General features: G+C 66.8%; 23 protein-coding genes. 15 read left to right on the top strand and 8 right to left on the bottom strand.

Annotation, left to right across the window (positions count from 1 at the left end):
* The first annotated feature begins 363 nt into the window (after positions 1-363).
* Together D4765_RS05595 and D4765_RS05600 are read left to right on the top strand one after the other, a co-directional pair.
* Positions 364-864 carry a MarR family winged helix-turn-helix transcriptional regulator gene (locus D4765_RS05595; protein WP_136641262.1) on the top strand — a complete coding sequence of 167 codons (501 nt, stop codon included), beginning with the start codon at positions 364-366 and terminating at the stop codon, positions 862-864.
* A complete protein-coding gene (locus tag D4765_RS05600) occupies positions 864-2,228 on the top strand; it encodes a cryptochrome/photolyase family protein (protein ID WP_136641263.1) in 1,365 nt (454 codons plus the stop codon). The genes D4765_RS05595 and D4765_RS05600 overlap by 1 nt, the downstream gene beginning before the upstream one ends.
* A 54-nt stretch (positions 2,229-2,282) precedes the next feature.
* Here the strand turns inward: D4765_RS05600 and D4765_RS05605 are convergent, their stop codons facing one another.
* Positions 2,283-3,377: a hypothetical protein gene (locus D4765_RS05605; protein ID WP_136641264.1), complete on the bottom strand. Its 1,095-nt coding sequence runs from the start codon at positions 3,375-3,377 to the stop codon at positions 2,283-2,285.
* A 30-nt stretch (positions 3,378-3,407) separates the two neighbouring features.
* On the opposite strand from D4765_RS05605, the gene D4765_RS05610 reads away from it, so the two are divergent.
* Together D4765_RS05610 and D4765_RS05615 are read left to right on the top strand one after the other, a co-directional pair.
* Positions 3,408-4,001 carry a molybdopterin-dependent oxidoreductase gene (locus D4765_RS05610; protein ID WP_136641265.1) on the top strand — a complete coding sequence of 198 codons (594 nt, stop codon included), beginning with the start codon at positions 3,408-3,410 and terminating at the stop codon, positions 3,999-4,001.
* A gap of 11 nt (positions 4,002-4,012) precedes the next feature.
* Complete coding sequence (locus D4765_RS05615; protein ID WP_201799233.1) at positions 4,013-4,846, top strand: ferredoxin reductase domain-containing protein; 834 nt, start codon at positions 4,013-4,015, stop codon at positions 4,844-4,846.
* 9 nt (positions 4,847-4,855) lie between these two features.
* On the opposite strand, the gene D4765_RS05620 is transcribed toward D4765_RS05615, so the two are convergent.
* From D4765_RS05620 to D4765_RS05630, 3 genes are all read right to left on the bottom strand, one after another.
* Positions 4,856-5,623: a dienelactone hydrolase family protein gene (locus tag D4765_RS05620; RefSeq protein ID WP_136641266.1), complete on the bottom strand. Its 768-nt coding sequence runs from the start codon at positions 5,621-5,623 to the stop codon at positions 4,856-4,858.
* Positions 5,624-5,708: 85 nt separating this feature from the next.
* Positions 5,709-6,683, bottom strand: coding sequence for a TIGR03557 family F420-dependent LLM class oxidoreductase (locus tag D4765_RS05625; protein WP_136641267.1), 975 nt, complete (start codon positions 6,681-6,683; stop codon positions 5,709-5,711).
* 138 nt (positions 6,684-6,821) lie between these two features.
* A complete protein-coding gene (locus tag D4765_RS05630) occupies positions 6,822-7,349 on the bottom strand; it encodes an MOSC domain-containing protein (protein WP_136641268.1) in 528 nt (175 codons plus the stop codon).
* A 171-nt stretch (positions 7,350-7,520) separates the two neighbouring features.
* Here D4765_RS05630 and D4765_RS05635 point away from each other — a divergent pair, with 171 nt between their 5' ends.
* Positions 7,521-8,261 (top strand): endonuclease/exonuclease/phosphatase family protein, encoded by a 741-nt coding sequence (locus D4765_RS05635; protein ID WP_323511815.1) that lies wholly within the window; start codon positions 7,521-7,523, stop codon positions 8,259-8,261.
* 85 nt (positions 8,262-8,346) lie between these two features.
* Here D4765_RS05635 and D4765_RS05640 read toward each other — a convergent pair whose 3' ends face one another.
* The 4 genes from D4765_RS05640 to D4765_RS05655 all read right to left on the bottom strand — a co-directional run bounded on the left by D4765_RS05640 (position 8,347) and on the right by D4765_RS05655 (position 12,226).
* Positions 8,347-8,889 carry a TetR/AcrR family transcriptional regulator gene (locus D4765_RS05640; protein ID WP_161580364.1) on the bottom strand — a complete coding sequence of 181 codons (543 nt, stop codon included), beginning with the start codon at positions 8,887-8,889 and terminating at the stop codon, positions 8,347-8,349.
* A 66-nt stretch (positions 8,890-8,955) separates the two neighbouring features.
* On the bottom strand, positions 8,956-10,626 hold the full coding sequence (locus D4765_RS05645) for an FAD-binding oxidoreductase (protein WP_136641271.1): 1,671 nt from the start codon (positions 10,624-10,626) through the stop codon (positions 8,956-8,958).
* The gene (locus tag D4765_RS05650; protein ID WP_237280278.1) at positions 10,623-11,327 is read right to left on the bottom strand and encodes a lysophospholipid acyltransferase family protein; all 705 of its coding nucleotides are present in this window, start codon (positions 11,325-11,327) and stop codon (positions 10,623-10,625) included. Before D4765_RS05650 ends, D4765_RS05645 begins: the two co-directional genes overlap by 4 nt.
* 128 nt (positions 11,328-11,455) lie before the next feature.
* The gene (locus tag D4765_RS05655) at positions 11,456-12,226 is read right to left on the bottom strand and encodes an SDR family NAD(P)-dependent oxidoreductase (protein ID WP_136641272.1); all 771 of its coding nucleotides are present in this window, start codon (positions 12,224-12,226) and stop codon (positions 11,456-11,458) included.
* A gap of 84 nt (positions 12,227-12,310) precedes the next feature.
* Here D4765_RS05655 and D4765_RS05660 point away from each other — a divergent pair, with 84 nt between their 5' ends.
* From D4765_RS05660 to sufU, 10 genes are all read left to right on the top strand, one after another.
* Complete coding sequence (locus D4765_RS05660) at positions 12,311-13,198, top strand: hypothetical protein (protein WP_136641273.1); 888 nt, start codon at positions 12,311-12,313, stop codon at positions 13,196-13,198.
* A complete protein-coding gene (locus D4765_RS05665; protein WP_338054623.1) occupies positions 13,195-15,591 on the top strand; it encodes an HAD-IB family hydrolase in 2,397 nt (798 codons plus the stop codon). The genes D4765_RS05660 and D4765_RS05665 overlap by 4 nt, the downstream gene beginning before the upstream one ends.
* Positions 15,588-17,126 carry a lactate racemase domain-containing protein gene (locus D4765_RS05670; protein WP_136641274.1) on the top strand — a complete coding sequence of 513 codons (1,539 nt, stop codon included), beginning with the start codon at positions 15,588-15,590 and terminating at the stop codon, positions 17,124-17,126. The genes D4765_RS05665 and D4765_RS05670 overlap by 4 nt, the downstream gene beginning before the upstream one ends.
* Entirely contained in the window at positions 17,126-17,860 is a 735-nt protein-coding gene (locus tag D4765_RS05675) for a lysophospholipid acyltransferase family protein (protein WP_136641275.1), read from the top strand. Before D4765_RS05670 ends, D4765_RS05675 begins: the two co-directional genes overlap by 1 nt.
* Before the next feature lie 164 nt (positions 17,861-18,024).
* Positions 18,025-18,819, top strand: a complete 795-nt coding sequence (locus tag D4765_RS05680) for a ferritin family protein (protein WP_136641276.1) — start codon at positions 18,025-18,027, stop codon at positions 18,817-18,819.
* 83 nt (positions 18,820-18,902) lie between these two features.
* Positions 18,903-20,006: a diacylglycerol/lipid kinase family protein gene (locus D4765_RS05685; RefSeq protein ID WP_136641277.1), complete on the top strand. Its 1,104-nt coding sequence runs from the start codon at positions 18,903-18,905 to the stop codon at positions 20,004-20,006.
* 82 nt (positions 20,007-20,088) lie between these two features.
* Entirely contained in the window at positions 20,089-20,250 is a 162-nt protein-coding gene (locus tag D4765_RS19125) for a hypothetical protein (protein ID WP_161580365.1), read from the top strand.
* 39 nt (positions 20,251-20,289) lie between these two features.
* Positions 20,290-20,952 carry a histidine phosphatase family protein gene (locus D4765_RS05690; RefSeq protein WP_136641278.1) on the top strand — a complete coding sequence of 221 codons (663 nt, stop codon included), beginning with the start codon at positions 20,290-20,292 and terminating at the stop codon, positions 20,950-20,952.
* 112 nt (positions 20,953-21,064) lie between these two features.
* The gene (locus D4765_RS05695; RefSeq protein ID WP_136641279.1) at positions 21,065-22,363 is read left to right on the top strand and encodes an aminotransferase class V-fold PLP-dependent enzyme; all 1,299 of its coding nucleotides are present in this window, start codon (positions 21,065-21,067) and stop codon (positions 22,361-22,363) included.
* Positions 22,360-22,812 (top strand): Fe-S cluster assembly sulfur transfer protein SufU, encoded by a 453-nt coding sequence (sufU, locus tag D4765_RS05700; protein ID WP_136641280.1) that lies wholly within the window; start codon positions 22,360-22,362, stop codon positions 22,810-22,812. The genes D4765_RS05695 and sufU overlap by 4 nt, the downstream gene beginning before the upstream one ends.
* The last annotated feature ends 6 nt before the right edge of the window (positions 22,813-22,818 follow it).

The raw sequence follows: 22,818 nt of genomic DNA on the forward strand, positions 1-22,818 counted from the left end.
CCCCAGAACCATCACGGCGCGTTAGTCGGGGGCGACTTTCCCCAGAACGTCGCCGAGCCAGACGATGGGCGACGTTCTGGGGAAACTCGAGCCTGCGGGAGCTGCCGCGAAGGCTCCACAGCAGACTGATACGAAAAACTTTGAAAGATAACAGTTTGATAACTAGCGGCCCGTTACGAAACCGTTATATAGTTCTAGAGCGTTAGTTGTTTGCTGTGGCAGCGAAGCGCGGAATGTGATTGCAGGACACTCTTGGTGCAAGGGAAAGACCCGGTCGTTAGCCTCTACGACCGGGTCTTGTCCGTTAACCCGCGCGGCACGCACGCCTCTCGGCCTAACCTGTAGGCGTACGAAAGGATACGCATGGCTGACGCATCGGCGCCCCGAACCGCCCCTTCTGTCTCGCCCGTCTCGGCGTGGGAGGCCCTGTTTCGGGCTCAAGTGACGGTGATGCGAACCCTGTCTGATGACTTCCCCGCCCACGGTATCTCGCTGACCGAGTACGACGTGCTCTACACGCTCTCGATTCAGCCGCAGCGGCGCATGCGCATTCGTGACCTCAACAGCCGCACGCTGCTCACGCAACCGAGCGTCTCGCGCCTCGTCGACCGGTTGGCGAACCGGTCGATCGTGTCCAAGGCGGTCGACCCCGCCGACGGCCGCGGCACCATCGTCACCCTCACCGATCACGGGTTCACTCTGTACCGGGATGCCGCGCGCATCCACGGCCGCTCCATCACGGGGCAGATGACGTCAGCGCTGAGCGCCGACGAATTGGCAGAGCTCACGGCCCTCTGCGACAAACTGCGCATCGGCATCACCGGCGGCAACGACGACTGTGTCGTAGAGACTCCGGGCGCCTGATGGGGTCGGCAAGCGTCGTCTGGTTTCGCGACGATCTGCGGGTGGCCGATCATCCGGCCCTCGACGCAGCCGTTCGGCGGGGCGAACCCATCGTCGCTGTCTACGTCTTCGACGAGGTGAGTGCGGGCGTTCGGCCGCTGGGTGCCGCGTCGAAGTGGTGGTTGCACCACAGCCTTCTGGCGCTGGCGGGCGAACTGGATGCCCGGGGCCTCACCCTCACGTTCCGCCGGGGCCCGGCCACCGAGGTAATCGCAGAGCTGCTCGCAGAGACCGGCGCGGGCGCCGTGTTCTGGAACCGGCGTTATGCCCTGGCCGAGCGCGAGATCGACTCGGGAATCAAGTCGAGCCTGAAGGAGCAGGGCGTCGAAGCCCGCAGTTTTCAGGCGAACGTTCTCTTCGAACCGTGGACACTGCAGACCGGGCAGGGCGCGCCCTACCGCGTCTTCACGCCGTTCTGGCGCGCGTGTCTCGGTGCGAAGCCGCCGCGTGAGCCGCTGTCGGCGCCCGAGCGCGGCGACGTCACGCCGTTCGGCGGGCCGCTCGCAAGCGAAGACATCGCATCGTGGCAGCTGTTGCCGACGAAGCCCGATTGGGCCGGGGGGCTCCGCGAGGCGTGGGTTCCGGGCGAGAAGGCGGCGCACGACCAGATCGATGCGTTCGAGCACAGCGGCCTCGGCGACTACGTCGACGACCGTGACAAGCCGGCCGTCGACGCCACCTCGCGCATGTCGCCACGGTTGCGATTCGGCGAGATCAGCCCGTTTCAGCTGTGGCACACGATGCGCGGCGGTGTGTCCGGTGCGGGCGGCGCGGCCGCGTACCTCCGCGAGGTGGGCTGGCGCGAGTTCGCGTACCACCTGCTCTACCATTTTCCGTCGATCACCACCGAGAACATGCGCCCGGCGTTCAACGCCTTCCCGTGGGCGAAACCCGAACCAGAGGTGCTGCACGCGTGGCAGCAGGGACTCACGGGCATCCCACTCGTCGACGCCGGCATGCGTGAACTCTGGCAGACCGGCGTGATGCACAACCGTATCCGCATGGTCGCGGCGTCGTTCCTGGTGAAGAACCTGCTCATCGACTGGCGGGTGGGTGAGGCCTGGTTCTGGGACACGCTGGTCGATGCCGACCTCGCCAGCAACACCATGAACTGGCAGTGGGTGGCGGGTTCGGGAGTGGATGCCGCACCCTACTTCCGCGTCTTCAACCCCGAGCTGCAGGCCAAGAAGTTCGACCCTGCAGGCGAGTACATCAACCATTTTGTACCAGAGGCCGGAACCCCGGCCTACCCCGAACCGATGGTCGACCTCGGCGAGTCGCGCAAGCGCGCCCTGGCCGCGTACGAGCAGGTTCGCGGCTCGTAGCGACTGGCGGGGTCGGCTGCCAGGCACGGTCAGCAACCAGCGGGGCCGCCGCAGCTACCCCGCGGTGGGCGCCGGCGTCTGCAGACTGCTGTCGATACTGCGGTTCAGCTCGGAGGCCTGAGAGTCGACCGCCTCCAGCTGCTTGCGCAGGTCGTCGTAGTGCGCGATGTCGGCCTGGATGGCCTGGTATCGCGCCGTGAGCGCGTCACCCCGGGCGGTGAGAGCATTGCGCGCGGCTGTGAACGTCGATTGCGAGCTGAACGCGCCGTCATCGGCCTTGGTATTGAACGACGCAATGTCGGCGTTCAGCGCGCTCATCGCCGCCGAGTACGCCGTGCTCTCAGAGTCGACCGCGTCACCGGCGGCCGTCAGCTGGGCCGCGAGCGCCTTCTCCTGGTTCTGAACCTGGGTGAACACGGCCTGGAACGCCGCATTGTCGGCCACCACCTTGGCGCGGTCGGAGAAGTACTTCGTGTAGTGCGCCTCGAGGTTTGGCGACAGGCTCGCCAGCTCGGTGCCGAAGATGGAGTGCAGTTCGTTGTCACGCTCACCCGGCTCGCTGGTGGCGTAACTCTTCATACGCGCCGCCAGATCGGGGTCGTCTTTGACCTGCTGGTACTGGGCCTCGAGCAACGCGTCGAGGCTGGTTCTGTCGTCATCTGACAGACGCGCATAGACCGCGTGCAACATTTCATGGGCAGCTGTGACGTTTCGAACGCCGGCAAGGCGGGCATCCGTCACATTGAAGACATGGATGCTCGAGCCGGTGTAGCAGCCGAGCAAAACGAAATCGTCGGTACTCGAACCGCACACCGAGGAGAAGTCGGCCGCGCTCTCGACGGTGGGCGCGCTGGCGTAGAAGTAGAAGCGACCCTCATCGTTCATGCCGGAGTCGGCGGCCATCTGCGCGACCTCGGCGGTGGGCGTGTACTGCCAGACGGCGAGCTGGTCGGTGATGCGCTGGTGGAAGATTCCGTAGGCCACCGCGCCGCCGGGCACGACGATGGCGATGACGATCGCCAGAACGAGTGAGGCCCGCAGCACGCGGGAACCGCGTCGCCGGGCAACTCGCTGGTCATCACCGTCGAAGAGGTCATTGACACCATCGACATCGTTCGGCTCACCGGGGCCGGGCAGAAAAAGCGTCACACCAACCCCTCTATTCGATAGATTGAGTTTATGGGCATCTTCTCTCCCGGGTTCGTCGGGCGTCGGCGCGACAAGAATCCGATGCTGCCACCGGGGCAGTACGAGGTCACAGATTTTCCGGTGCTGTCTGCCGGGCCGACGCCGACGATCGAGCTCTCTGACTGGGCGTTTTCGATCAGGGCCGCGAACGGCGACCTGAAGGCGTGGAACTGGCAGACCCTCATGGCACAGCCCATCGACGACATCACCGTCGATCTGCACTGCGTCACGCGCTGGTCGCAGTTCGGAATGGGGTGGCGCGGCGTGTCGCTCGACCGGCTGTTCGACGGTGTCGACACGTCGACCGAATACGCCATGGCGTCGTGTTACGGCGGGTACACCACGAACATTCGCACCGCTGACCTCGTGAACGGGCAGGCGTGGATCGCGTTCCAGTTCGACGGCGAAGACCTGGCTCCTGCACACGGCGGCCCGGCGCGCTTGCTGATTCCACACCTGTACCTGTGGAAGAGCGCCAAGTGGGTGAAGAACATCACGCTGATGAACCACCACCAGCTCGGGTTCTGGGAGAACTACGGGTACCACGACGTGGGCGACCCGTGGAAAGAAGAACGCTATTCGTGAGGTGAGCCAGGGTGGTTGACTGGCAGGTCGCGAAGCTGGTCGAAGCGCATGACGAGACCGCCACAGCGCGCACGCTCACCTTCGAGATCGCAGGGTGGCCTGGGCATCTGGCCGGTCAGCACGTCGATGTGCGGGTGACGGCGCCCGACGGGTACCAGGCCTCGCGGGAGTACTCGATCGCGTCGGGGGCTGCGCCGGCGGCTGGGGCTGCGCCGGCGGCTGGGGCTGCGGATGCGATGGGCGGGGCTGGCGCCACGAGCACGTCGGGTGCACCAGGCGGGTCGACACTCGTGGAGCTGTCAGTTGAAGAACTCGACGACGGCGAGGTGTCGCCGTACCTGGTTCGCGGCCTCGAGCTGGGAGACCATCTCGAGGTGCGCGGCCCGGTGGGCGGGTATTTCGTGTGGGAGCCGTCGCAGAGCGAGCCGGTTCAGCTCATCGCGGGTGGGTCGGGAGTTGTTCCGCTGATGTCGATGCTGCGAACCCATGGGGCGGCCGTCGCCGGGGCGGGCCCGGCCGGGCATCCGTCGCCCATGCGGCTGCTGTACTCGGTGCGAGCTCCGGAGTACGTGTTCTACGGCGACGAGTTGAGACGGCCGGCCGCACTGGCAGACACCAGCATGACGATCGACTTCGTTTACACGCGCGAGGCGCCATCGGGCGCTGACCGCTCGGTCGGGCGACTCACTCGCGCCGAGCTGGAGACGCTGTCGTTGCCGGTCGCCGGGAACCCTCTCACCTATGTCTGCGGGCCGAACGGGTTCGTCGAGCAGATCGCGGGGTGGCTGGTTGAGCTCGGGCATCCCGCCGAGCGCGTGCGCACCGAACGCTTCGGCGGCGTCTGAGGCGTGGCGTCACGCGGCGCCCGACGCTAGATGCTCTCTGAAGAACGCGTCGATGCGCTTCCACGCGTCGGCGGCCGCCTCCGGATCGGGGCCGGCGCCCAGAATGGCCGAGAACAGCGGCCGAAAGATCTTCGGCCCGGTGGGAGCATCGTTCAGAAACGAGTGCCCGGCGGTGGGGTACTCCTTCACATCATGCGGAACATCGCGCGTCGTCAGCGCAGCGTCGAGCTTGGCCGCCGCCCCGCGCAGCGAGTTGTCTCGCCCGCCGTAGCTGCCGACGATGGGGCAGGCGCCACTGAACGCTTCGTCGAGCTCTGACGGCAGGCGGCCGTAGTTCGACGACGCCGCGTCGAATCCGTGACCGGATGCCGCCACCAACGCGAACCCGCCACCCATGCAGAACCCCAGTACCCCCACCTTGCCCGTGCAGTCGCCACGACCGACCAGGTACGCCCGCGCCGCCTCGACATCGACGAACACGCGCCCGTGCCCGGCGGAGATCGCGGTGAACGTGGCGCGCAGGCAGCGCCTCGGGCCGCCATCGACGAAGAGGTCGGGCATCAGAACGAGAAATCCGGCTGCCGCCATGCGGTCGACCTGGCGCTTCATCACGTCGGTCAGACCGAACGCCTCGTGCACCATCACCACCGCGGGCCACGGCCCGTCACCGGCCGGCACGGCGAGCACCCCGTTCAGCCCCGGGCTCATGCCGGGCAGCGCCTGCCCGCTGAGGTCGACGGTGCTGACGGTCGGAGCGGATGCGGGCGTGCTGGCCATGGGTGGCCTCTCTCAGTCGGTCGGGCAGTTCGGGCAGTTCGGGCGGTACGGGCAGGCCTGTTGTGCAGTAGCGCAAGCGCAAGCGCTACAGCGCGCGCAACCTCTCTAGCAGGGGCTCCGCGACCGTGTCGAGAAACTCCTGCTGACGATAGTCGCCCACCTGCACCAGCGCGATATCGCTGAAGCCGGCTTCGATGAACGGCTTCACGCTCTCGGCGAGCTCGTCGAGGTCGGGCCCGCACGCGATACTCGCGGCCACATCTTCTTCGCGCACGAACTGGCTGGCACCTGCGAACCCCGCGGTGGTGGGCAGGTCGGCATTGACGCTCCAACCGCCGCCGAACCAGCGGAACTGGTCGTGCGCGAGCGTGATCGCCTCAGCCTTGTCGGGCCCCCAGCAGATGGGAATCTGGCCGATCGAGCGCGAGGGCGAAGCACCCGCACCCCGGGCATCCGCCCAGCCCGCCAGCAGTTCTGCTTCGGGCTCGGTCGAGATGAGGTGATCGCCGAGCGGCGCGAACCGGGCGATCGATTTCTCGCCCGAGACGGCCAGCCCGATGGGCACCCCGCCGTCGGGCAGATCCCAGATGCGCGCGGAGTCGACCCTGAAGTACTCGCCCTCCCAGGTGACGAGTTCGCCGCGGTGCAGCTCACGAATGATCTGCACCGCTTCTTCGAGCATGTCTTGCCGGGCATCCACCATGGGCCAGCCCTCGCCCACCACGTGCTCGTTCAGGTTCTCGCCCGCACCGAGGCCCAGGATGAACCGCCCGTCGGCCAGCAGTTGCAGCGTTGCCGCCTTCTGCGCAATGATCGCGGGGTGGTACCGGATGCTCGGGCACGTCACGTACGTCACAAGCTCCACCCGGTTGGTGGCCTGCGCCACCGCACCGAGCACGCTCCAGGCATAGGGGGCGTGGCCCTGGCTGGTGAGCCACGGGCTGTAGTGGTCGCTCGACACCTCGAAGTCGAAGCCCGCATTCTCAGCGTCGACGGCATAGTTCACGAGGTCTTTGGGGCCGCTCTGCTCGGTCATGAGGGTGTATCCGAACCGTGTCACTGCTGTTCCTCCCGCTGGGTGCGCTGGCTCGCGCCGCGTCGCGCTGTTTCACTCGATTGAGTGCAGCTCCACTTTTCGCCGGGCAGGAGGCCGAGTCAACCCTGCCAAGCGAGGCTTGCGCGGGTCGGGCAGGGCAGGCTAGGGCTCGTCGTAGACGCGCAGAACGGCCGGGCCCAGCGTGAGGTTCCCGTCGGCGAGCGGCTCGCACCGCACACCCCCGCGGCCCCGCAGTGCCCGGTGCGCGCCCTCGGCAAGAGCGACGTTCATCCAGGCGCACGGGTTCGCCGGCCGGTTGCCCTGAAACACGACCTCGCCCGCGCCCGTGTCGAGGCTGAACCGAGTGCGGGCCAACGCGTCGACGTCAGCTCCGCGCAGAAATACTGTGCGCCGGGTAGCGAACGGGTCGAGAGCATGCCCCACCTGCAGTTCGCGTTCGACGGCTTCGAGCGACTCCATCGCCATAACGGTCACGGATGCACTGCGGTGCGCCTCCCGCCCGAAGTACCGGTCTCCCACCACCCCGAGGTGCGCGCGCAGCGCGATCTCGGCCACGCCACCTTCCGCGCCTCCTGCGGGAAGCGGCACGGGCCCATCAGACGGGCGCCCCTCATACCGGTGAAGCGGCGACACGAACAGGTGAGCCACCTGCACCTCGATCTGCCGCATGAACCGAGACTACCGGCGCGCTCCTGAGCCCGACCAAACCGCCCGGGCCCAAACTCCGAATGAACTGTTGTGCGACGTTCGGTACTCGCATCTCCCCTCCAGCGAGGCTGGTTAGACTGAGAGTCGACAATTGGCAGGGGAACAACCGTTGGGCGGCTTGAACTGAAGATCATGAGCTACAACCTGCGCAAGCACGCAGCAACCACTGAACTGCTTGCCCTCGTTGAGCGTAACCCCGTTGATGTGCTCTGCCTCCAAGAGGGCGACGGCGTACGTATGCCGCAGCAGATCGGTGAGCTGAAGCTCGCCAGCGCCACGTACAAGAACTCCCTCGGCCTTGCGATCTACTACCGGCCCGACCGCTTCACCGCGCTCGAGTCGCACGCGTTCACTCTTCGCAAGTCGATTCACGACCGCGTGCTGCAGCCGGCCATCGAACGCCTGCTCACCACCCGCTTCGTCGACCTCGTGTCGGGCCAAGACATTCAGCTGGCATCGTTTCACGCCTCGCCGCTCTCGGCGACGAACCTGTTGCGCCGCCGCCAGATCGGCCAGGCGCTCGACCACCTCGCGGCGCTCAGCAACGGCAGCCCCACGCTGATGACCGGTGACTTCAACTACCCGCTGCTACGCGGGCCACTCATCCGCCAGGCCGAGCGCGCCGGCTTCTCGCTGAACCTCAGTGACGGCCCCACATACTTCTACACGAAGTCGATCGCCTACCACTTCGACTTTCTGCTCTCCCGCGGCTTCGACGTTCAACTGGTCGAAACCCTGGGCCGTGGCCTCTCAGACCACCGGCCGATTCTGATGACCACCGAGATTCTGAAGCGGGCCGGGCTGAATCTGCCCGAGATCGGCAGTGCCGAAGCCGCGGGCCCGACTGCGTCAGTGTTCGACGAAGTCGAGTAGACCGGCGCCCACCGCTCGGCGGGGGCCGCGGCAGCGGCACCCTGCTGACGTACCTCGCCGGTATGTCACCGGCACCTCACTGCGACTACGCTTCCGGGCGCACCGAACTCCAGAGCATGCCGAAGACCCGCTCTGTCCAATCGGCTGACATGGTGCCCGTGCGAATGAATTCGCCGAGCGACGAGCCCAGAATGAAGTGCAGGGCCACTTCGACGTCGATGTCTGCGCGCAGCGATCCCGTCGCCACACCGCGCTCGAGTACCGCGCGCACCAGTTCCACCCAAGGCACGAGCATCTCACGGATGAGCATCATGAACTGGGCATCCTGGTTCGCCACGATGGCCGAGACCCCGCCGGAGCCGAGAATGTTCTCGACCCCGTCGTGTGTCTGCCCGATGACCCAACGCAACTGGTCTTCGACCGAGGTGTCAGGCGGCGGCACAGGGTTCAGCACCACCGAGAGAATCGCCGCCTCGAGCAGTGCCTTGCGGTTCTCGAACCGGCGATAGATGGTTGTCTTCGCCAGCCCCGACGCCAACGCCACAGCTTCGACGTTGACCGCGGCCGGCCCTTTGGTGCGCAGAATGTCGAGAGTCGCCGACAGGATGCTGGTTTCGGTGTCATTCACTCCGAAACCGCCGGCCGCTTCGAACCCGGGGCCGCGCACGGCCCCGGCATCACGCTCGTGCCCAAATCACTCCCGCGTCAGAATCTTGCCCGGGTTCAGGTTCTTGCCGGGGTCGACCGTGGTGAACATTCCCTGCACGAGGTCGGCGCCTGCGGTCGAGATGTCGTCTTCGATCCAGCGAGCGTGCTCAACACCCACGCTGTGGTGGTGCGAGAGGGTTCCGCCGTTGTCGATGAAGGCCTGCTGGATGGCCGACTTCACTACGTCGTACTGCGCGATCGGGTCGACGCCGTCGTGCGTGAACGCGAAGGTGAAGTAGAGGCAGGCTCCCGAGTGCATCGAGTGCGAGAGGTGGCACATGATCCACCCCTTCATGCCGATTTCGGCATACGCCTTGTTGGCGGCGGCGAACACGTTGTCGTAGAGCGGCTTGAGCTTCGCCCACGGCGCTGCGGTCTCTGACACGTCGGCCGCGGCACCGCGATCGAGCAGGAAGTCGCGGAGGTACGGGGTGTCGAACTTCTTCTGGTCGTAGAGCGCGCCGGGGCCCTTGCCGAGCGTGATGGCGCCGTGCTTCTTCAGCACGTCGCCCACGACCGACTTCTGGTGCGACACGTTCGACGCGGTGCCCTCGTACCCGATGAACGACAGGCACACCTCGTCGAGGTTCCAGCCGCGCTTCTGCAGAAAGGCGAAGAGCGCCTTCTGCACTTGGCCGCTGATGCCGTGGCTCGCCTTCGAGGTCGAGAACGAGAAAGCGGTCTCGCGGGCATCCGATACCCGGGTGATCGAGGGAGCAGCATCGCTCGTGGCGATGTCGTGCATGGCAGCGAGCGCCGAATCCCAGTTCTTGAAGAGATAGCCGAGCACTTCGCGCTTGGCGGGCAGCCGGTGCACCTGAACGGTCGCTTCGGTGATGATGCCCAGGCGACCTTCGCTGCCGAGAATCGCCTCACGCACGCTGGGGCCGGTGGCCGAAGCGGGGATGGGGCGAACGACCAGCAGCTTGCCCGGCTGAACTACGCGGAGGCCCTTGGTCATGTCGGCGATGTCGCCGTACTTGTCGCTCTGCATACCCGACGAGCGGGTGGCGATCCAGCCGCCGAGGGTGGAGTGCGTGAAGCTGTCGGGGAAGTGACCGAGTGTCCAGCCGCGCGCGTTCAGCTGCTCTTCCATGTCGGGCCCGAGCACGCCGGCCTGAATGGTGGCGAGGTTCGAGTACTCGTCGATGTCGAGCACGCGTGACATGCGGCCCATGTCGAGCGAGATGATCGTGCGGGTCTCGGTGGGAACGGGCTCGAGGCTGCCCACGATGTTACTGCCGCCGCCGAACGGAATGATGACCGCGTCTTCGGCCACGGCGAGCGCCATGATGCGCTGCACTGCGCTCTCGTCGGCCGGGTAGACCACCACGTCGGGAACGCGGGGCAGAACGTTGTCGCGCAGCCGGATGAGGTCGCGGATGCTCTTGCCGTACGTGTGCACGACGCGCTCGAGGCCGTCCGTGGTGGCGTACTCGGGCCCCACGATGGTGGTCAGTGCCGCGAAGAACTCGTCAGACGCGACGCTTTCGGGCACATTCACTTCGGCGAAGTCGATGGGCGGCACCGGCTCCTTCCACACGTCGATACCCACGGCGTTGACGACGAAGGGCGCGAAACCGGGCTTGTCTTCGTGGTGGAAACCCACACCTTCAACGCCCCAGCCCCACCATTTCATGTGCTTGACGTCGGTCATGCGGCTCCTTCGCGGTGTTCGTCGGCCTCGCCGAGTGTGGGGTGATCGTGCACGTTCGTACCGGTTCGTTCGGCTCGAGCAGCGTCGGCGATGGCCTTCTGCTCGGCGTGCATCGAACGGATGACCGTTTCGATGCGATCGTTGAAGCTGTCGACGCTCTCGCCCTCGGCGGCCCGCAAGGGGCGGCCGAATTCGACGTAGACATCGGGGCGGCCGGGTACCGGCCAGTTGCGCCCGCGCGGCATCGCCTCGGTGGCACCCACCAGGGCGATCGGGATGCACGGAATGCCCGCCTTGATGCAGAGCGCCGCCGCACCCGCCTTGAAGGGCGCGATGGTGCCGTCTTTCGACCGGGTTCCCTCGGGGAACACCAGCAGCGGAACACCGCGCTTCAGCAGCTTGCCGGTGAAGCCGTTCGAGCGCGAGTTGGCGCTGCGGTCGACCGGGAAGGCGTTGAAGAAGAGGGCGGTGAGGCCCTTTCGCCACCACACGTCGAAGAAGTAGTCGGCCGCTGCGGCAGCCGCGAGATACCGCGACAACCGGCTGGGCATGGCCCCGAGAATGAGAGGGGCGTCGAGGTGGCTCGAATGGTTCGCCACCACGATGTAGGCCCCGTGCACCTCGTTGACCAGCTTGCGATTACTGATGTGCACACGCACCATCGACCAGATGACGGGCTTCAGCAGCAGGCGCTGAGCCACGAAACGGGCTCCTGCTTGGGCCCGTGAGGTATAGCGATTGCCGAACTCCACCTGCCCAGCGTACTCAAACTCCCGGCGGAACCGAAACGCAGACCGTAGCGATACTATCGACTAGCGAAAAGTCGGCACTAGTGGGAGCGACTCGACGAGATGCGCCCCGAGATGGCACGGATCGTGGTGCGCGGCAGATGACGTGCGAAGAACATCAGAAATTTGAACCGCGCAGACGGAATGGAGATGACCTTGCCCTTTTCCGCATCCCTGAGAGCGTCATCGACCAGCCTGTCGACGTCGATCCACAGAAACCCCGGGATCGACGACTCTCGTATGCCCGCACGGGAATGGAACTCGGTGTGCACCCAGCCGGGGCAGAGCGCCGTGACCTGCACCCCGCTGCCCCGAAGCTCCACCGCCAGGCCCTCGGTGTACGAGGTCACCCAGGCCTTGATCGCCGAGTAGCTGCCCATGGTGATGTATCCCGAAGTACTCGACACGTTGATGATGGTGCCCGCGCCCCTGGTACGCATGGTGCGGCCCGCCGAAGCGCCCAGCATGAGCACCGTGCGGCACATCACGTCGAACGCCCGTTCGTGCGGAGTGGTGTCGATCGCCAGCAGAGCCGTGTGCACGCCGAAGCCGGCGTTGTTCACCAGAATCTCGATGGGGTTGGTCTCGCGCTCGAGCAGCGCGGCAACGCGCACCACGTCGTCGCGGTTCGACAGGTCGGCAGAGACCGTCTCGACGGCGATGCCGAACTCGGTGGCGAGCGACGACGCCGTCTCGTCGAGCCGAGCCTGGTCGCGGGCCACGAGCACGAGACTGTCACCCCGTTTCGCCAGTGCGCGCGCGAACGCCGCCCCGATGCCTGAAGTGCCGCCTGTGACCATTGCCGTAACCATGGCAATCACGATACGACACGGCGACGAACAACCGTGTAAGTTCACGCCGAACTACCGCCGCCCCGATCGGCCCTGGAGGGCTGCATGACTGATTCGACCCACCCCGTGACCCCACGCATCTCGGCGCCGACCGGCGGAGGAGACTTCGACATTCGCGAATACACCCGAACGGCGGCCGGAAGCCACGAGGCGACCCTGCCGCTCGGGGCCTTCGCCGAGCATCCGTTGAAACCCGCGACCCTGCGTGCACTGGCGTATCTGCGCGATCTCGAGCAGTTCACCATGCACCACATGCGCGACGTGCTCGTCACCCCCTCGCACAAAGATGCGCGCCTCACCGCGTTTCTTGCAACGTGGGCGTTCGAGAAGTACTGGATCGCCGACGCCTACGACCGCATTCTGAAAGCGCACGAGAACTTCGTTCCGGCGAAGAACCGGGCGCGCCTGGCCGTGGTGCGATTCGTGCGGGAGTTCGCTGACCGAATCTCGCCCATCATCACCGCCATTCGGGCGAATCTCATCGGCGAAGACGTCATCGCGGGTACCGTGACGCGCTCGTACATCGACGAGCTGGTGAACCGGGCGGCCTACAGCCAGATCATCAAGAAAGACCCGAACGTCGCCCTCACCGAGATTCTCGGCCGGTTTCAGGTGCTGCGCGAGCGTCATTTACGCTTTTTCGAAGGCGAAACGCTCCGCAGACTGGAAGAATCGGTGTCGGCTCGAAAGCTCACACGGTCGTCGCTTCGAAAATCGTGGGCGCCGACGGGTACCAGCGAACAACCAACCCAGGAGACGCGATTCATGATGACCTACCTGTTCGGCGATGCCTCCGGGCGCGCTGACGCCCTGGGCGTCGACCGCGTCGTCGACACGTTGCCCGGCCTCGCCGGCCTCGATCTGATGAAGCGCCAGGCGCGGCGCCTCGGTGTTCGGCTGGTCACGGCCGACCACACGAAGGCCACCGCGTGAGCGAGCTCGTGGGCTCGCCGCTCGGCGACTTCTCACCCCTCGAAGGGCAGCACATCATGCTCACCGGGGCGACCGGCTTTGTGGGCCAGGCCATTCTCGAGAAGCTGCTTGCCGACTACCCCAGCACGCGCATGACGCTGCTGATCAGGCCGAAGGGGTCGCTCACCGGCCAGGCGCGCCTGAAGAGCCTGCTGCGTAAACCCGTCTTCTCGAAGTGGCGCGAGCGCGTGGGGCAAGACGAGGTCGACCGCTCGATGACCGAGCGCATCTCCGTCGTCGAATCGAGCATGGGGTCGGTGGCATCGCTGCCCGACGACCTCGACGTGCTCATCCACAGCGCGTCGACCGTGTCGTTCGACCCGCCCATCGATGAAGCCTTCAAGACCAACGTGGGCGGAGCCGTCGGGCTCTACGAAGCCCTGCTCCGCACCGGTAGTGACCCGCACGTGGTGCACGTGTCGACGGCGTACGTCGGCGGCATCAACAAAGGCACCGCCGTCGAGGCCAGTCTCAACCACACCATCGACTGGCGCACCGAGATGGAGGCGGCCGTGGCCGCCCGCGCCCAGGTCGAGGCATCCTCCCGCCGGCCCGAGGTGCTCCGCAAACTGATCGCCCAGGCGCGCCTCGACAACGGCAAGGTGGGCCCGCACGCTGTGGCCGTCGCCGCCGAGGTTGGCCGGAGCGAGTGGGTGACGAAGCGTCTCGTCGACTACGGGCGAATCCGTGCGCAGAGTGTCGGCTGGGCCGACGTGTACTCGTTCACGAAGTCGATGAGCGAGCGCGTCGCCGAGCAGCTGTGGGCCGGCAACGGGCACCGGTTGTCTGTGGTTCGACCAGCCATCATCGAGAGCGCCCTGCGGCATCCGTTTCCCGGCTGGATCGACGGCTTCAAGGTCGCCGACCCGCTGATCATCGCCTACGGCCGTGGCCTGGTGCCCGAGTTTCCGGGCCTGCCCGACAGCATCCTCGACATCATCCCTGTCGACATCGTGGTGAACGCCACGCTCGGCGTCTCAGCGAACCCGCCGGCCGTCGGCGACCCGCAGTACTACCACCTCAGCTCGGGTGGCCGCAATCCGCTGACCTTTCGCGACATCTACGAGAACGTGCTCAAGTACTTTCGGGCCAACCCGATTCCGGATGACCAGGGCGGCCACATCCGTGCGCCCTACTGGGCCTTCCCTGGCCCCCGCGCCATCAATCGCACGTTGCGCACCGGCGAGCGCACGAACAAGCTGCTGCAGCGCACGCTGCTGCGCCTGCCCTCGACCGCGACCACCCGCAACCTGCAGCGGGCCGCCTCTGCCCGGCAGAGTGACCTCGATCTGCTGCGCGCCTACAGCGACCTGTACCAGAACTACACGCAGGCCGAGATCATCTACGACGACAGCAAGACGGCGGCGCTGAACAACACGCTGCCGGCCGGTGAGCGCGAACGATTCGGCTTCGACGCCACCGAGATCGACTGGGACCACTATCTGCAGGAGGTGCACTTCCCGGCCGTCACGACCCTGATGCGCACCTTCAGCTCGCGCCCCCGGGCCAAGGCCCGCGGCGAGAAGCCGCTGCCGCACAACGAGAATGCCGCAGCCATCTTCGACCTCGAGGGCACCGTGCTCGCGTCGAACGTCATCGAGCAGTACCTCTGGGTGCGGCTCGCGAGCCTCGACAAGTCGAAATGGCCGGGCGAGATCGCGAACCTGGTGAGTTCGCTCCCCCGTTACCTGGCGGCCGACCGCCGCGACCGTGGCGAGTTCATCCGCACCTTCGTGCGCCGCTACGAGGGCGTCGATGAGGCGGCCCTTCGGGAGCTCATCCACGACACCGTGGGCGACGTTCTGCTGCAGCGCATGCGGCCCGAGGCCATCCGCCAGATTCGCAAGCACAAAGAGGCCGGCCACCGCACGATTCTGGTCACCGGCGCGATCGACGTGCTCGCCGAACCGTTCAGCTCGCTTTTCGACGAGGTCGTCGCCAGCACGATGCACTCGCAGAACGGCATCTGGACCGGCTATCTCTCGAAGCCCCCGCTCGTCGACGAGGCCCGCGCAGCCTGGTTGCGCCTCTACGCCGAACGCGAAGGCATCGACCTCTCGAAGTCGTACGCGTACGGCGACAGCCATGCCGACCGCGCCTGGCTCGAACTCGTGGGTAACCCTCAGGCCGTCAACCCCGACGCGGCGCTGTTCTCGCACGCGAGCACCAAACACTGGCGCATTCACCAGTGGACAGACCACAACCACAGCCGCATCGACACCGTGAGCGAACTGCTGCGGGCTCCCCGGCTGCCCGCACGGCTGTCTGCACCGCCAGTACCCGCACAGCCCGCACAGCCCTCAGCACAGAACCCGAGCACGGCAGTGCCCAGCGCGAAAGAGACCAATTCATGAGCAGACCCGGCTTCGTTCTGAGTGTCGACGCCCAGACACCTCCTCTCGTTGTATTCCAGGGCGAGAAAGTACTGCTCGAGCGCATGCCAACGGGCACGAATGTGCTGTACCCGCCTGAGCCTCTGGCGGGCATCCGGTCGCTCGACGCCGAAATCGAGAAGGCGCTGAACTCGCCGGTCGACAGCGAACCACTCGCCGCCCTGCTGAAACGCGGCTCGCGGGTCACCGTGGTGTTCGAAGACCTCTCGCAGCCGGTCACGAGCCGTACGGCCCCGGATGTTCGGCAGCGCGTCATCGAACACGTACTCGAGCGGGCCGCCGCCGCCGGGGTCGACGACCTCGAACTGATCGCCGCCACCGGCCTTCGCCGCCGCCTCACCGCGAACGACCTGCAACGCCTCGTGGGCGAGCGCGTGTTCGCCTCGTTCTACCCCGATCACCTGCAGAGCCATGACGCCGAAGACGCCGCAAACCTCGTGGAGGTGGGCCGCATGCCCGACGGCACCCCCCTCGAGGTGAACGGCCGTGTCGTCTCGAGCGATCTGGTCATCTCGGTGCGCCTCGCCACCGCCGTGGGCAACGAGGGCGCCGCCTCGGTGGCCACGAAGCTGGCCGGCGCCCGCACCTCGCGCGCCCTGGTTTCGGCCCAGGCCACTGCCCCCGGTCTCGACCCGTTCGAGAACCTCGTCAACGCTGTGGGCGGCACCGCCCAGGTCTTCACCATCGATGTGACGCTGACGCCCGAGCCGACCGGCCCGGTCACCGCATTTCTCAGCAAGCGCGAACGCGAGTGGACCCTCGCCGAGCGTGCGCTCTCAGCCGGGCTGCAGGCCGCTACGCGCGTACTGCCGTCGCGCGCCAGGCTCGGGCTCGCCCAGGTGGCGGGCGTGGGCTTCGGTGTGACCAGCGTGGTGGCGGGCAAGCCCAGTTCTGTGCATCCGATCACCCAGTCATTTCTCGCGCAGCAGCAGCTGGGCCAGGTCGACCAGGCGGCCGACGTGGCCATCTTCGGTATTCCGAACCCCGGCCAGGTGGGCACCGCACTGAACCCGGTGACCGCAGCGACCCTCGCCCTCGGGCAGGTCTTTCACGGCCCCACCGCCGACCCCGTGGTGCGCCGCGGCGGAACAGCGATCATCTACCACCCGCTGACGCCGTGGTTCCACCCGCTCTACCACCCCGCCTACAGCGACTTCTTCGCCGAAGTGCTGAGCCAGAGCACCGACCCGGGCGTCATCGCGGCCGAGTACGAAGAGAAGTTCGCCGAAGACACGTGGTATCGGCACCTCTACCAGACAAGCTACGCGCACCACGCGCTGCACCCGTTTCACGCCTGGTACTCGGCGGCGCCCGCCATCGAGCACCTGGGCGACGTCATCTTCGTGGGCGGCGACCACGCCTCCACCCGTCGTATGGGGTTCAAAGCCGCTTCGACGCTGGCCGATGCGCTCGAGATGGCCTCAGACTCGGTGGGCCTCGACCCGTCGATCACGTACGTGCACGGCGCTCCCGTGAGCCTCTCCGAGGTCAGCTGATGGTGAGCGCACTCAGCCTGCGCCTCGGGGTGAAGCCGGTCATCCGGGGGCTCGAGTACATCGCCGAGCTGCCGGGGCCGTTCATCTTCGTGGCGAACCATCCGAGCGAGCTGGATGCCCCGCTCATCCAGCAGGCACTGGCGGGCGCGCCCCGGGCCGGTGTCGGCCGCGAACGCCACAGCGCGATCCGCACCGTCGTGGTGGGCGTTCAGCCCGCGATCGGGGCGGCCGGGGTGGCCGAGAAGCTGCTGCGGCTGCGCTCGGGTGCGCGCCTCACCGAGCTGCTCGGGCGCGGTGTCAGCGTGGTGCTGTTCGCCGAGAAGACCCGCTCAGACGACGGCTCGCTGACGCAGTTCGATCGGGGGGCCGCACAGCTGGGCATCCAGACCGGGGTCACGCTCGTGCCGGTGACGCTCGGGGGCACCTTTCGCGCGCTGCCACCGTGGCGACGCACGCCCGAGGCGGGCCGCCCCGTGGTGACGGTGACGTTCGGGCGACCAATCCAGATCGATGCCGGCGACGAATCAACTTCTGTCACAGCGAAGATCGTCAAGGCCATTACCCTCGGCCTCGCCGAAGAGAGCAGTGGCTGGTACGGCGCACTTCGTTCAGAAGCGGAGAATTCCCTGCCGACAGACGAACAGAACTCCCCCGCGGCGGCGCACTGGCGACGCATCTGGGGGGCCACAGCACCCCGGCCCGAGACCCGGCGGCGGGTCTGGGTCGACAAGTAGTCGCTCGTCGAAGTACCTGCACGATGGTGCAGGTTGTCTTGACTTGTGCAAATTTTCAGCAAATCACAGCAGAATACGTATAGACCGTTCGTCAGAACACTCTGGCCCGTAGAGAAACAGGAGGATGAGACGCGTTTCGCCGCTGGCGACGCCCTCAAACGCTCATGGCCTTCGACATCGACAACTACACCAAAACGTCAAAGAACGTCGCGTGGGAAGACCTCGATTTCGAGACCTTCAAAACCAATCCCCTGCCCGACGACACCCTGCGCGTCATTCGCTATATGGCGGATGTCGAATATCACACCGTCTGCTACATGCGTGACATGCTCGTCACCCCGTCGCACCGCGACACCGATGTGACCGGCTTCATGACCATGTGGAACCGTGAAGAGTTCTGGCACGGCGAAGCCCTGGCAGACGTGCTGCGCATGCACGACATCACCCTCGAGTTCGACGAACTCAAGTCGAAGAGACTGAAGCTCGGCTGGAAAGACCGCATCGACCCGGTGAAGCAGTCGGTTCTGTCGAACCTCGTGGGCAAAGACTTCATCGCCGTGCACATGATCTGGGGCGCCGCGAACGAGTGGTCGGCCGTCGCCGCCTACAAGCGTCTCGCCGAGATCGAAGGCCACCCCGTTCTGGCTGAACTGCTGAAGCGCATCGCCATGCAGGAGGCACGCCACGTGGCGTTCTATGCCACGCAGGCCCGCGAACGCCTCGGTAAGAGCGTGTTCGCGCAGAAGTTCGCTCGCTTCGCTCTCGGCAAGTTCTGGGGCCCGGTGGGGTCGACCATCATGGATCAGACCGAGGTCAAGCACGTGATGGGCCACATCTTCGGCGGCCCCGAAGGCCGTAAGGCCATCAACGCCATCGACGCACACATCGCCAAGATGCCGGGCCTGAAGGGCCTGACCATTGTGGCGAACTCGCTCGACTCCAGCGGCATCACCGCCTGACCCGGCGACGCGCCTGCTACCGCCTTTCTTCCGACTGCATCCCGCTCCCCTCCTGCTGACCTGTCGCTGACCGGCTCCCACTCATGACTCCCCCCGCGTTACCGCGACCGCGCGCCGCCATCGTCTACAACCCCACGAAGGTCGATGTTCGGCGGCTGCGGTCGCTGGTCGAATCGGTGGAGGCAGAGCTGTCGTGGGGCCCGAGCTTCTGGGCCGCTACCACGGTCGACGACGCCGGTGAGGGCCAGGCGCTCCGGCTGCTGCAGGCGTCGCCCGATGTGGTGATTGCCGCGGGCGGTGACGGCACAGTGAGTGCGGTCGCTCAGGCTCTGCGGCACCAGCAGGTGCCGCTCGGCATCCTGCCGGTGGGAACGACGAACCTCTTCGCGCGCGCCCTCGGCCTTCCGCTCGGCAGCCCTCGGCGTGCGCTGCTGGCCGCGTTCAGCGACGAGCTGCGAACCGTCGATGTGGGGCGGGTCGATGCCCTGCTTCAGGGTGGTGAGACGGTGAGCGCCGCGTTCCTGGTGATGACGGGCATGGGTGTCGACGCGCAGATGGTGGCGAACACCAGCTCGCGCGGCAAAAGCGCTTTCGGCTGGGTGGGGTACATCGCGGCGATCGTGCAATCGTTCACGCGCAACCGCCAATTCGGCTTGAGTTACACGCTCGACGGCGGCCGCGCGGCCGTGGGTACGGCGCACACGCTCGTGATCGGCAATGCGGGGGTGCTGCCGGCGGGCATCCGGATGATCCCCGGCGCACTCATCGACGACGGCGAGCTCGACGTGGTGCTGCTGCGGCCCCGCGGTGCACGCGGCTGGCACGCGGCCATCGGCTGGTTCGTACGCACCAACACGGCGGCGCTGCCTCGGCGCGCGGATGCCCGGGCCGCGGCCACCGGCGCCGAACCCGTCATGGGCGAGTTCGTTCAGCACAGTCGCGCAGCAAGCGTCTCGGTGAGCGTCGACGCCCCGCAGGATTTCGAGATCGACGGCGAATATGTGGGGCGCGCTGTGTCACTCGAGGCGTGGATCGAAGCTGAGGCCCTCACCGTGCGCGGCAGCGTGGCCGACCTGCGCTCGGTCGCTCGCCGCAACGGCGAGATCGCAAGCCGCAGCCAGCTGCTCACCGAGATGCTCGTCACCGCCTGGCGGCGGCTCGTGCCTCCGCCCCACGGCCCCGCCTGAGCCGCACCTCACCTCACCTTACCTACCCCACCCACCCATTTCTCGTCGAGTCGATCGGGGACGGGAGGGGGACGGGAGGGGAATGGGTGAGGAGAGGGCGGGGCAGCCGTCAGACGAGGTCTATTCGGCCCTGTTCGCATGGCTGAAAGACCGCTTCATCGACTTCGAGCCCGGCCCCGACATCCGAACCTACGCCGATGCGATTGCTGCAGGAGAATTCAGCTCGGGCGAGAACGACAGCTGAGCTCTGGCACCACCTGCTCGAGCACGTAGGCTGGGAGGGATGCGACTTCTTCTCATACGCCACGGCCAGACCATCGACAACGTGAACGGGGCCCTCGGAACGGTGATCCCGGGGCCCGGGCTCACCGAACTGGGCCGGCGCCAGGCGGCTGCCGTGCCCGAGGCGCTGTCGTCTCAGCCCATCGATGCGATCTACGTGTCGAGCATGAAGCGCACGCACGAGACCGCGGCTCCGCTCGCGAACGCCCGTGGGCTCGAAGTGCGCCAGCTCGACGGGCTGCAGGAGATCTCGGCCGGGTCGCTTGAGTCGCGCACCGACACCGAGGCGATTCACCAGTACATGGGCACGATCTTCTCGTGGTGGCAGAGCTTCGATGGGCGGATTCCGGGCGGCGAAGACGGCCACGAGTTCTACGGGCGGTACGGGGCTGCCATCGGGGAAGCGGCGGCCGGGCATCCAGAAACCGCGACCGTCGCGGTGGTGAGCCACGGCGCCGCCATTCGGGCCTGGAGTTCGTTCGCGTCGGCCAACATCGATGCCGACTTCAGCCGCGCGCACGAACTCTCGAACACGGCCGTGGTTGTGCTCGAAGGCTCGCCCGACGCGGGGTGGGTCACGACGTACTGGGACGGCCAGCCCATCGGCGGATCGGCCCTGGATGATGCAACTGCGCCCGACCCGACAGCCGACGCGCTCGACTGAACTCAGCAGCGCTGCGCAGCCACCCCGGACACTGCGCCGGCGCCTGTCACACACGCCGCGTGTGCAGCAGGCGCGCCTAGGATGAAAAGGCGAAAGAAAAGAGGATCGGTCTATGACCACCACTTCACTCGTCGACTCGCTCAGCCCGGCTGAGGTCGACCGGTTGCGACTCGACTTTCCGGTGCTCGGTGAACGGGTCAACGGGCATCCACTCGTCTACCTCGACTCGGGCGCCACGAGCCAGAAACCGCTGAGCGTGCTCGACGCCGAGCGCGAGTACTACCTGCACGAGAACGCGGCCGTGCACCGTGGGGCGCACACGCTCGCGGCGCTCGCGACCGAACGGTTCGAAGACGCCCGCACGACGGTCGCCCGCTTCGTGGGGGCCCGTGACGACGAGATCGTGTGGACGTCGAACGCCACCGAAGGCATCAACCTCGTCGCCTACGCGATGGGCAACGCGAGCCTCGGCCGCGGGGGCGCTGCTGCTGCGCGGTTCGCGCTCGGCGAGGGCGACGAGATCGTCGTCACCGAGATGGAACACCACGCGAACCTGCTGCCCTGGCAGGAACTCGCGGCGCGCACGGGTGCGACGCTGCGCTACATTCCGCTCGCCGACGACGGTACCCTGCGGCTCGACGAGGCGGCGGCGATCATCGGCTCGCGCACCAAAGTGCTCGCGTTCACGCACGTGTCGAACGTGCTCGGCACCATCAACCCGGTCGCCGAGCTCGTGGGGCTCGCGCACGCCGTGGGCGCCCTGGTGCTGCTCGACGCGTGCCAGTCTGCCCCGCACCTTTCGCTCGACGTCGTCTCGCTGGGCGTCGACTTCGCCGTGTTCTCGGGCCACAAGATGCTCGCGCCCACCGGAATCGGCGTTCTCTACGGCCGCCGCGAACTACTGAACGCGCTGCCGCCCTTTCTCACCGGTGGCTCGATGATCACCACGGTCACCATGCAGGGCGCCGAATACCTGCCCGCACCGCAACGCTTCGAGGCGGGCACGCAGAAGGTGTCGCAGTCGATCGCGCTCGGCGCCGCCGTCGACTACCTCACCGCGGTGGGGCTGGGGCGCATCGCGGCCCACGAAGCAGAGCTGGGGCGGCGGCTCGTCGAAGGGCTGGCTGCCATCGACGGGGTGCGGGTGCTCGGGCCGGGTGTCGGCCACGAACGGGTGGGGCTGGCGAGTTTCGATGTGGCGGGCATCCATTCGCATGATGTGGGCCAGTTTCTGGATGATCGGGGCATCGCGGTGCGGGTCGGACACCACTGCGCGCAGCCGCTGCACCGCCGGTTCGGCGTTGTGTCGACGACGCGGGCGAGCACGTATCTCTACACCACCACCGACGAGGTCGACGAGTTTCTCGCCGGAGTCGCCGAGACCGTCACGTTCTTTGGAGCACACGCATGAGCTCGACCGAGCTGCAGGGCCTGTATCAGCAGGTCATTCTCGACCACGCCCGCGAGCGCCACGGTTTCGGCCTGGCTGCGGCGGCCGACGCGCAGTCGCACCAGCTGAACCCCACGTGCGGTGACGAGATCACACTGCAACTGCACCTCGACGAGGTTACGGGGGTCATCACCTCCCTCGGCTGGGAAGGGCACGGCTGCGCTATCTCGCAGGCGTCGGCGTCACTGCTGTCAGACCTCGTGCCCGGGCTGCCCGTTGCCGGGCTGACCGAGCGAATCGACGCGTTTCGCGTGGCCATGCGGTCGAAGGGCACCATCGAGCCCGACGAAGAGCTGCTCGGCGACGCGGTGGTGCTCGGCGGAACCTCGCGGTACATCGCGCGCGTGAAGTGCGCGATGCTCGCGTGGGTGGCGGCCGAAGAGGCCGTGCTGCAGTTGACCGAGCGCTGAGGGCTG

Origin of the sequence: Subtercola vilae (assembly GCF_004923255.1) — a bacterium.
GTDB lineage: Bacteria > Actinomycetota > Actinomycetes > Actinomycetales > Microbacteriaceae > Subtercola > Subtercola vilae.

Bases quoted from the DNA above. Each gene is read 5' to 3' on its own strand.
- D4765_RS05660 (WP_136641273.1), top strand. From the start codon at position 12,311: ATGACTGATTCGACCCACCCCGTGACCCCACGCATCTCGGCGCCGACC.
- D4765_RS05635 (WP_323511815.1), top strand. From the start codon at position 7,521: ATGAGCTACAACCTGCGCAAGCACGCAGCAACCACTGAACTGCTTGCC.
- D4765_RS05690 (WP_136641278.1), top strand. From the start codon at position 20,290: ATGCGACTTCTTCTCATACGCCACGGCCAGACCATCGACAACGTGAAC.
- D4765_RS05670 (WP_136641274.1), top strand. From the start codon at position 15,588: ATGAGCAGACCCGGCTTCGTTCTGAGTGTCGACGCCCAGACACCTCCT.
- D4765_RS05600 (WP_136641263.1), top strand. From the start codon at position 864: ATGGGGTCGGCAAGCGTCGTCTGGTTTCGCGACGATCTGCGGGTGGCC.
- D4765_RS05620 (WP_136641266.1), bottom strand. From the start codon at position 5,623: ATGGCCAGCACGCCCGCATCCGCTCCGACCGTCAGCACCGTCGACCTC.
- D4765_RS05680 (WP_136641276.1), top strand. From the start codon at position 18,025: ATGGCCTTCGACATCGACAACTACACCAAAACGTCAAAGAACGTCGCG.
- D4765_RS05655 (WP_136641272.1), bottom strand. From the start codon at position 12,226: ATGGTTACGGCAATGGTCACAGGCGGCACTTCAGGCATCGGGGCGGCG.
- D4765_RS05675 (WP_136641275.1), top strand. From the start codon at position 17,126: ATGGTGAGCGCACTCAGCCTGCGCCTCGGGGTGAAGCCGGTCATCCGG.
- D4765_RS19125 (WP_161580365.1), top strand. From the start codon at position 20,089: ATGGGTGAGGAGAGGGCGGGGCAGCCGTCAGACGAGGTCTATTCGGCC.
- D4765_RS05595 (WP_136641262.1), top strand. From the start codon at position 364: ATGGCTGACGCATCGGCGCCCCGAACCGCCCCTTCTGTCTCGCCCGTC.
- D4765_RS05630 (WP_136641268.1), bottom strand. From the start codon at position 7,349: ATGCGGCAGATCGAGGTGCAGGTGGCTCACCTGTTCGTGTCGCCGCTT.
- D4765_RS05685 (WP_136641277.1), top strand. From the start codon at position 18,903: ATGACTCCCCCCGCGTTACCGCGACCGCGCGCCGCCATCGTCTACAAC.
- D4765_RS05695 (WP_136641279.1), top strand. From the start codon at position 21,065: ATGACCACCACTTCACTCGTCGACTCGCTCAGCCCGGCTGAGGTCGAC.
- D4765_RS05610 (WP_136641265.1), top strand. From the start codon at position 3,408: ATGGGCATCTTCTCTCCCGGGTTCGTCGGGCGTCGGCGCGACAAGAAT.
- D4765_RS05645 (WP_136641271.1), bottom strand. From the start codon at position 10,626: ATGACCGACGTCAAGCACATGAAATGGTGGGGCTGGGGCGTTGAAGGT.
- sufU (WP_136641280.1), top strand. From the start codon at position 22,360: ATGAGCTCGACCGAGCTGCAGGGCCTGTATCAGCAGGTCATTCTCGAC.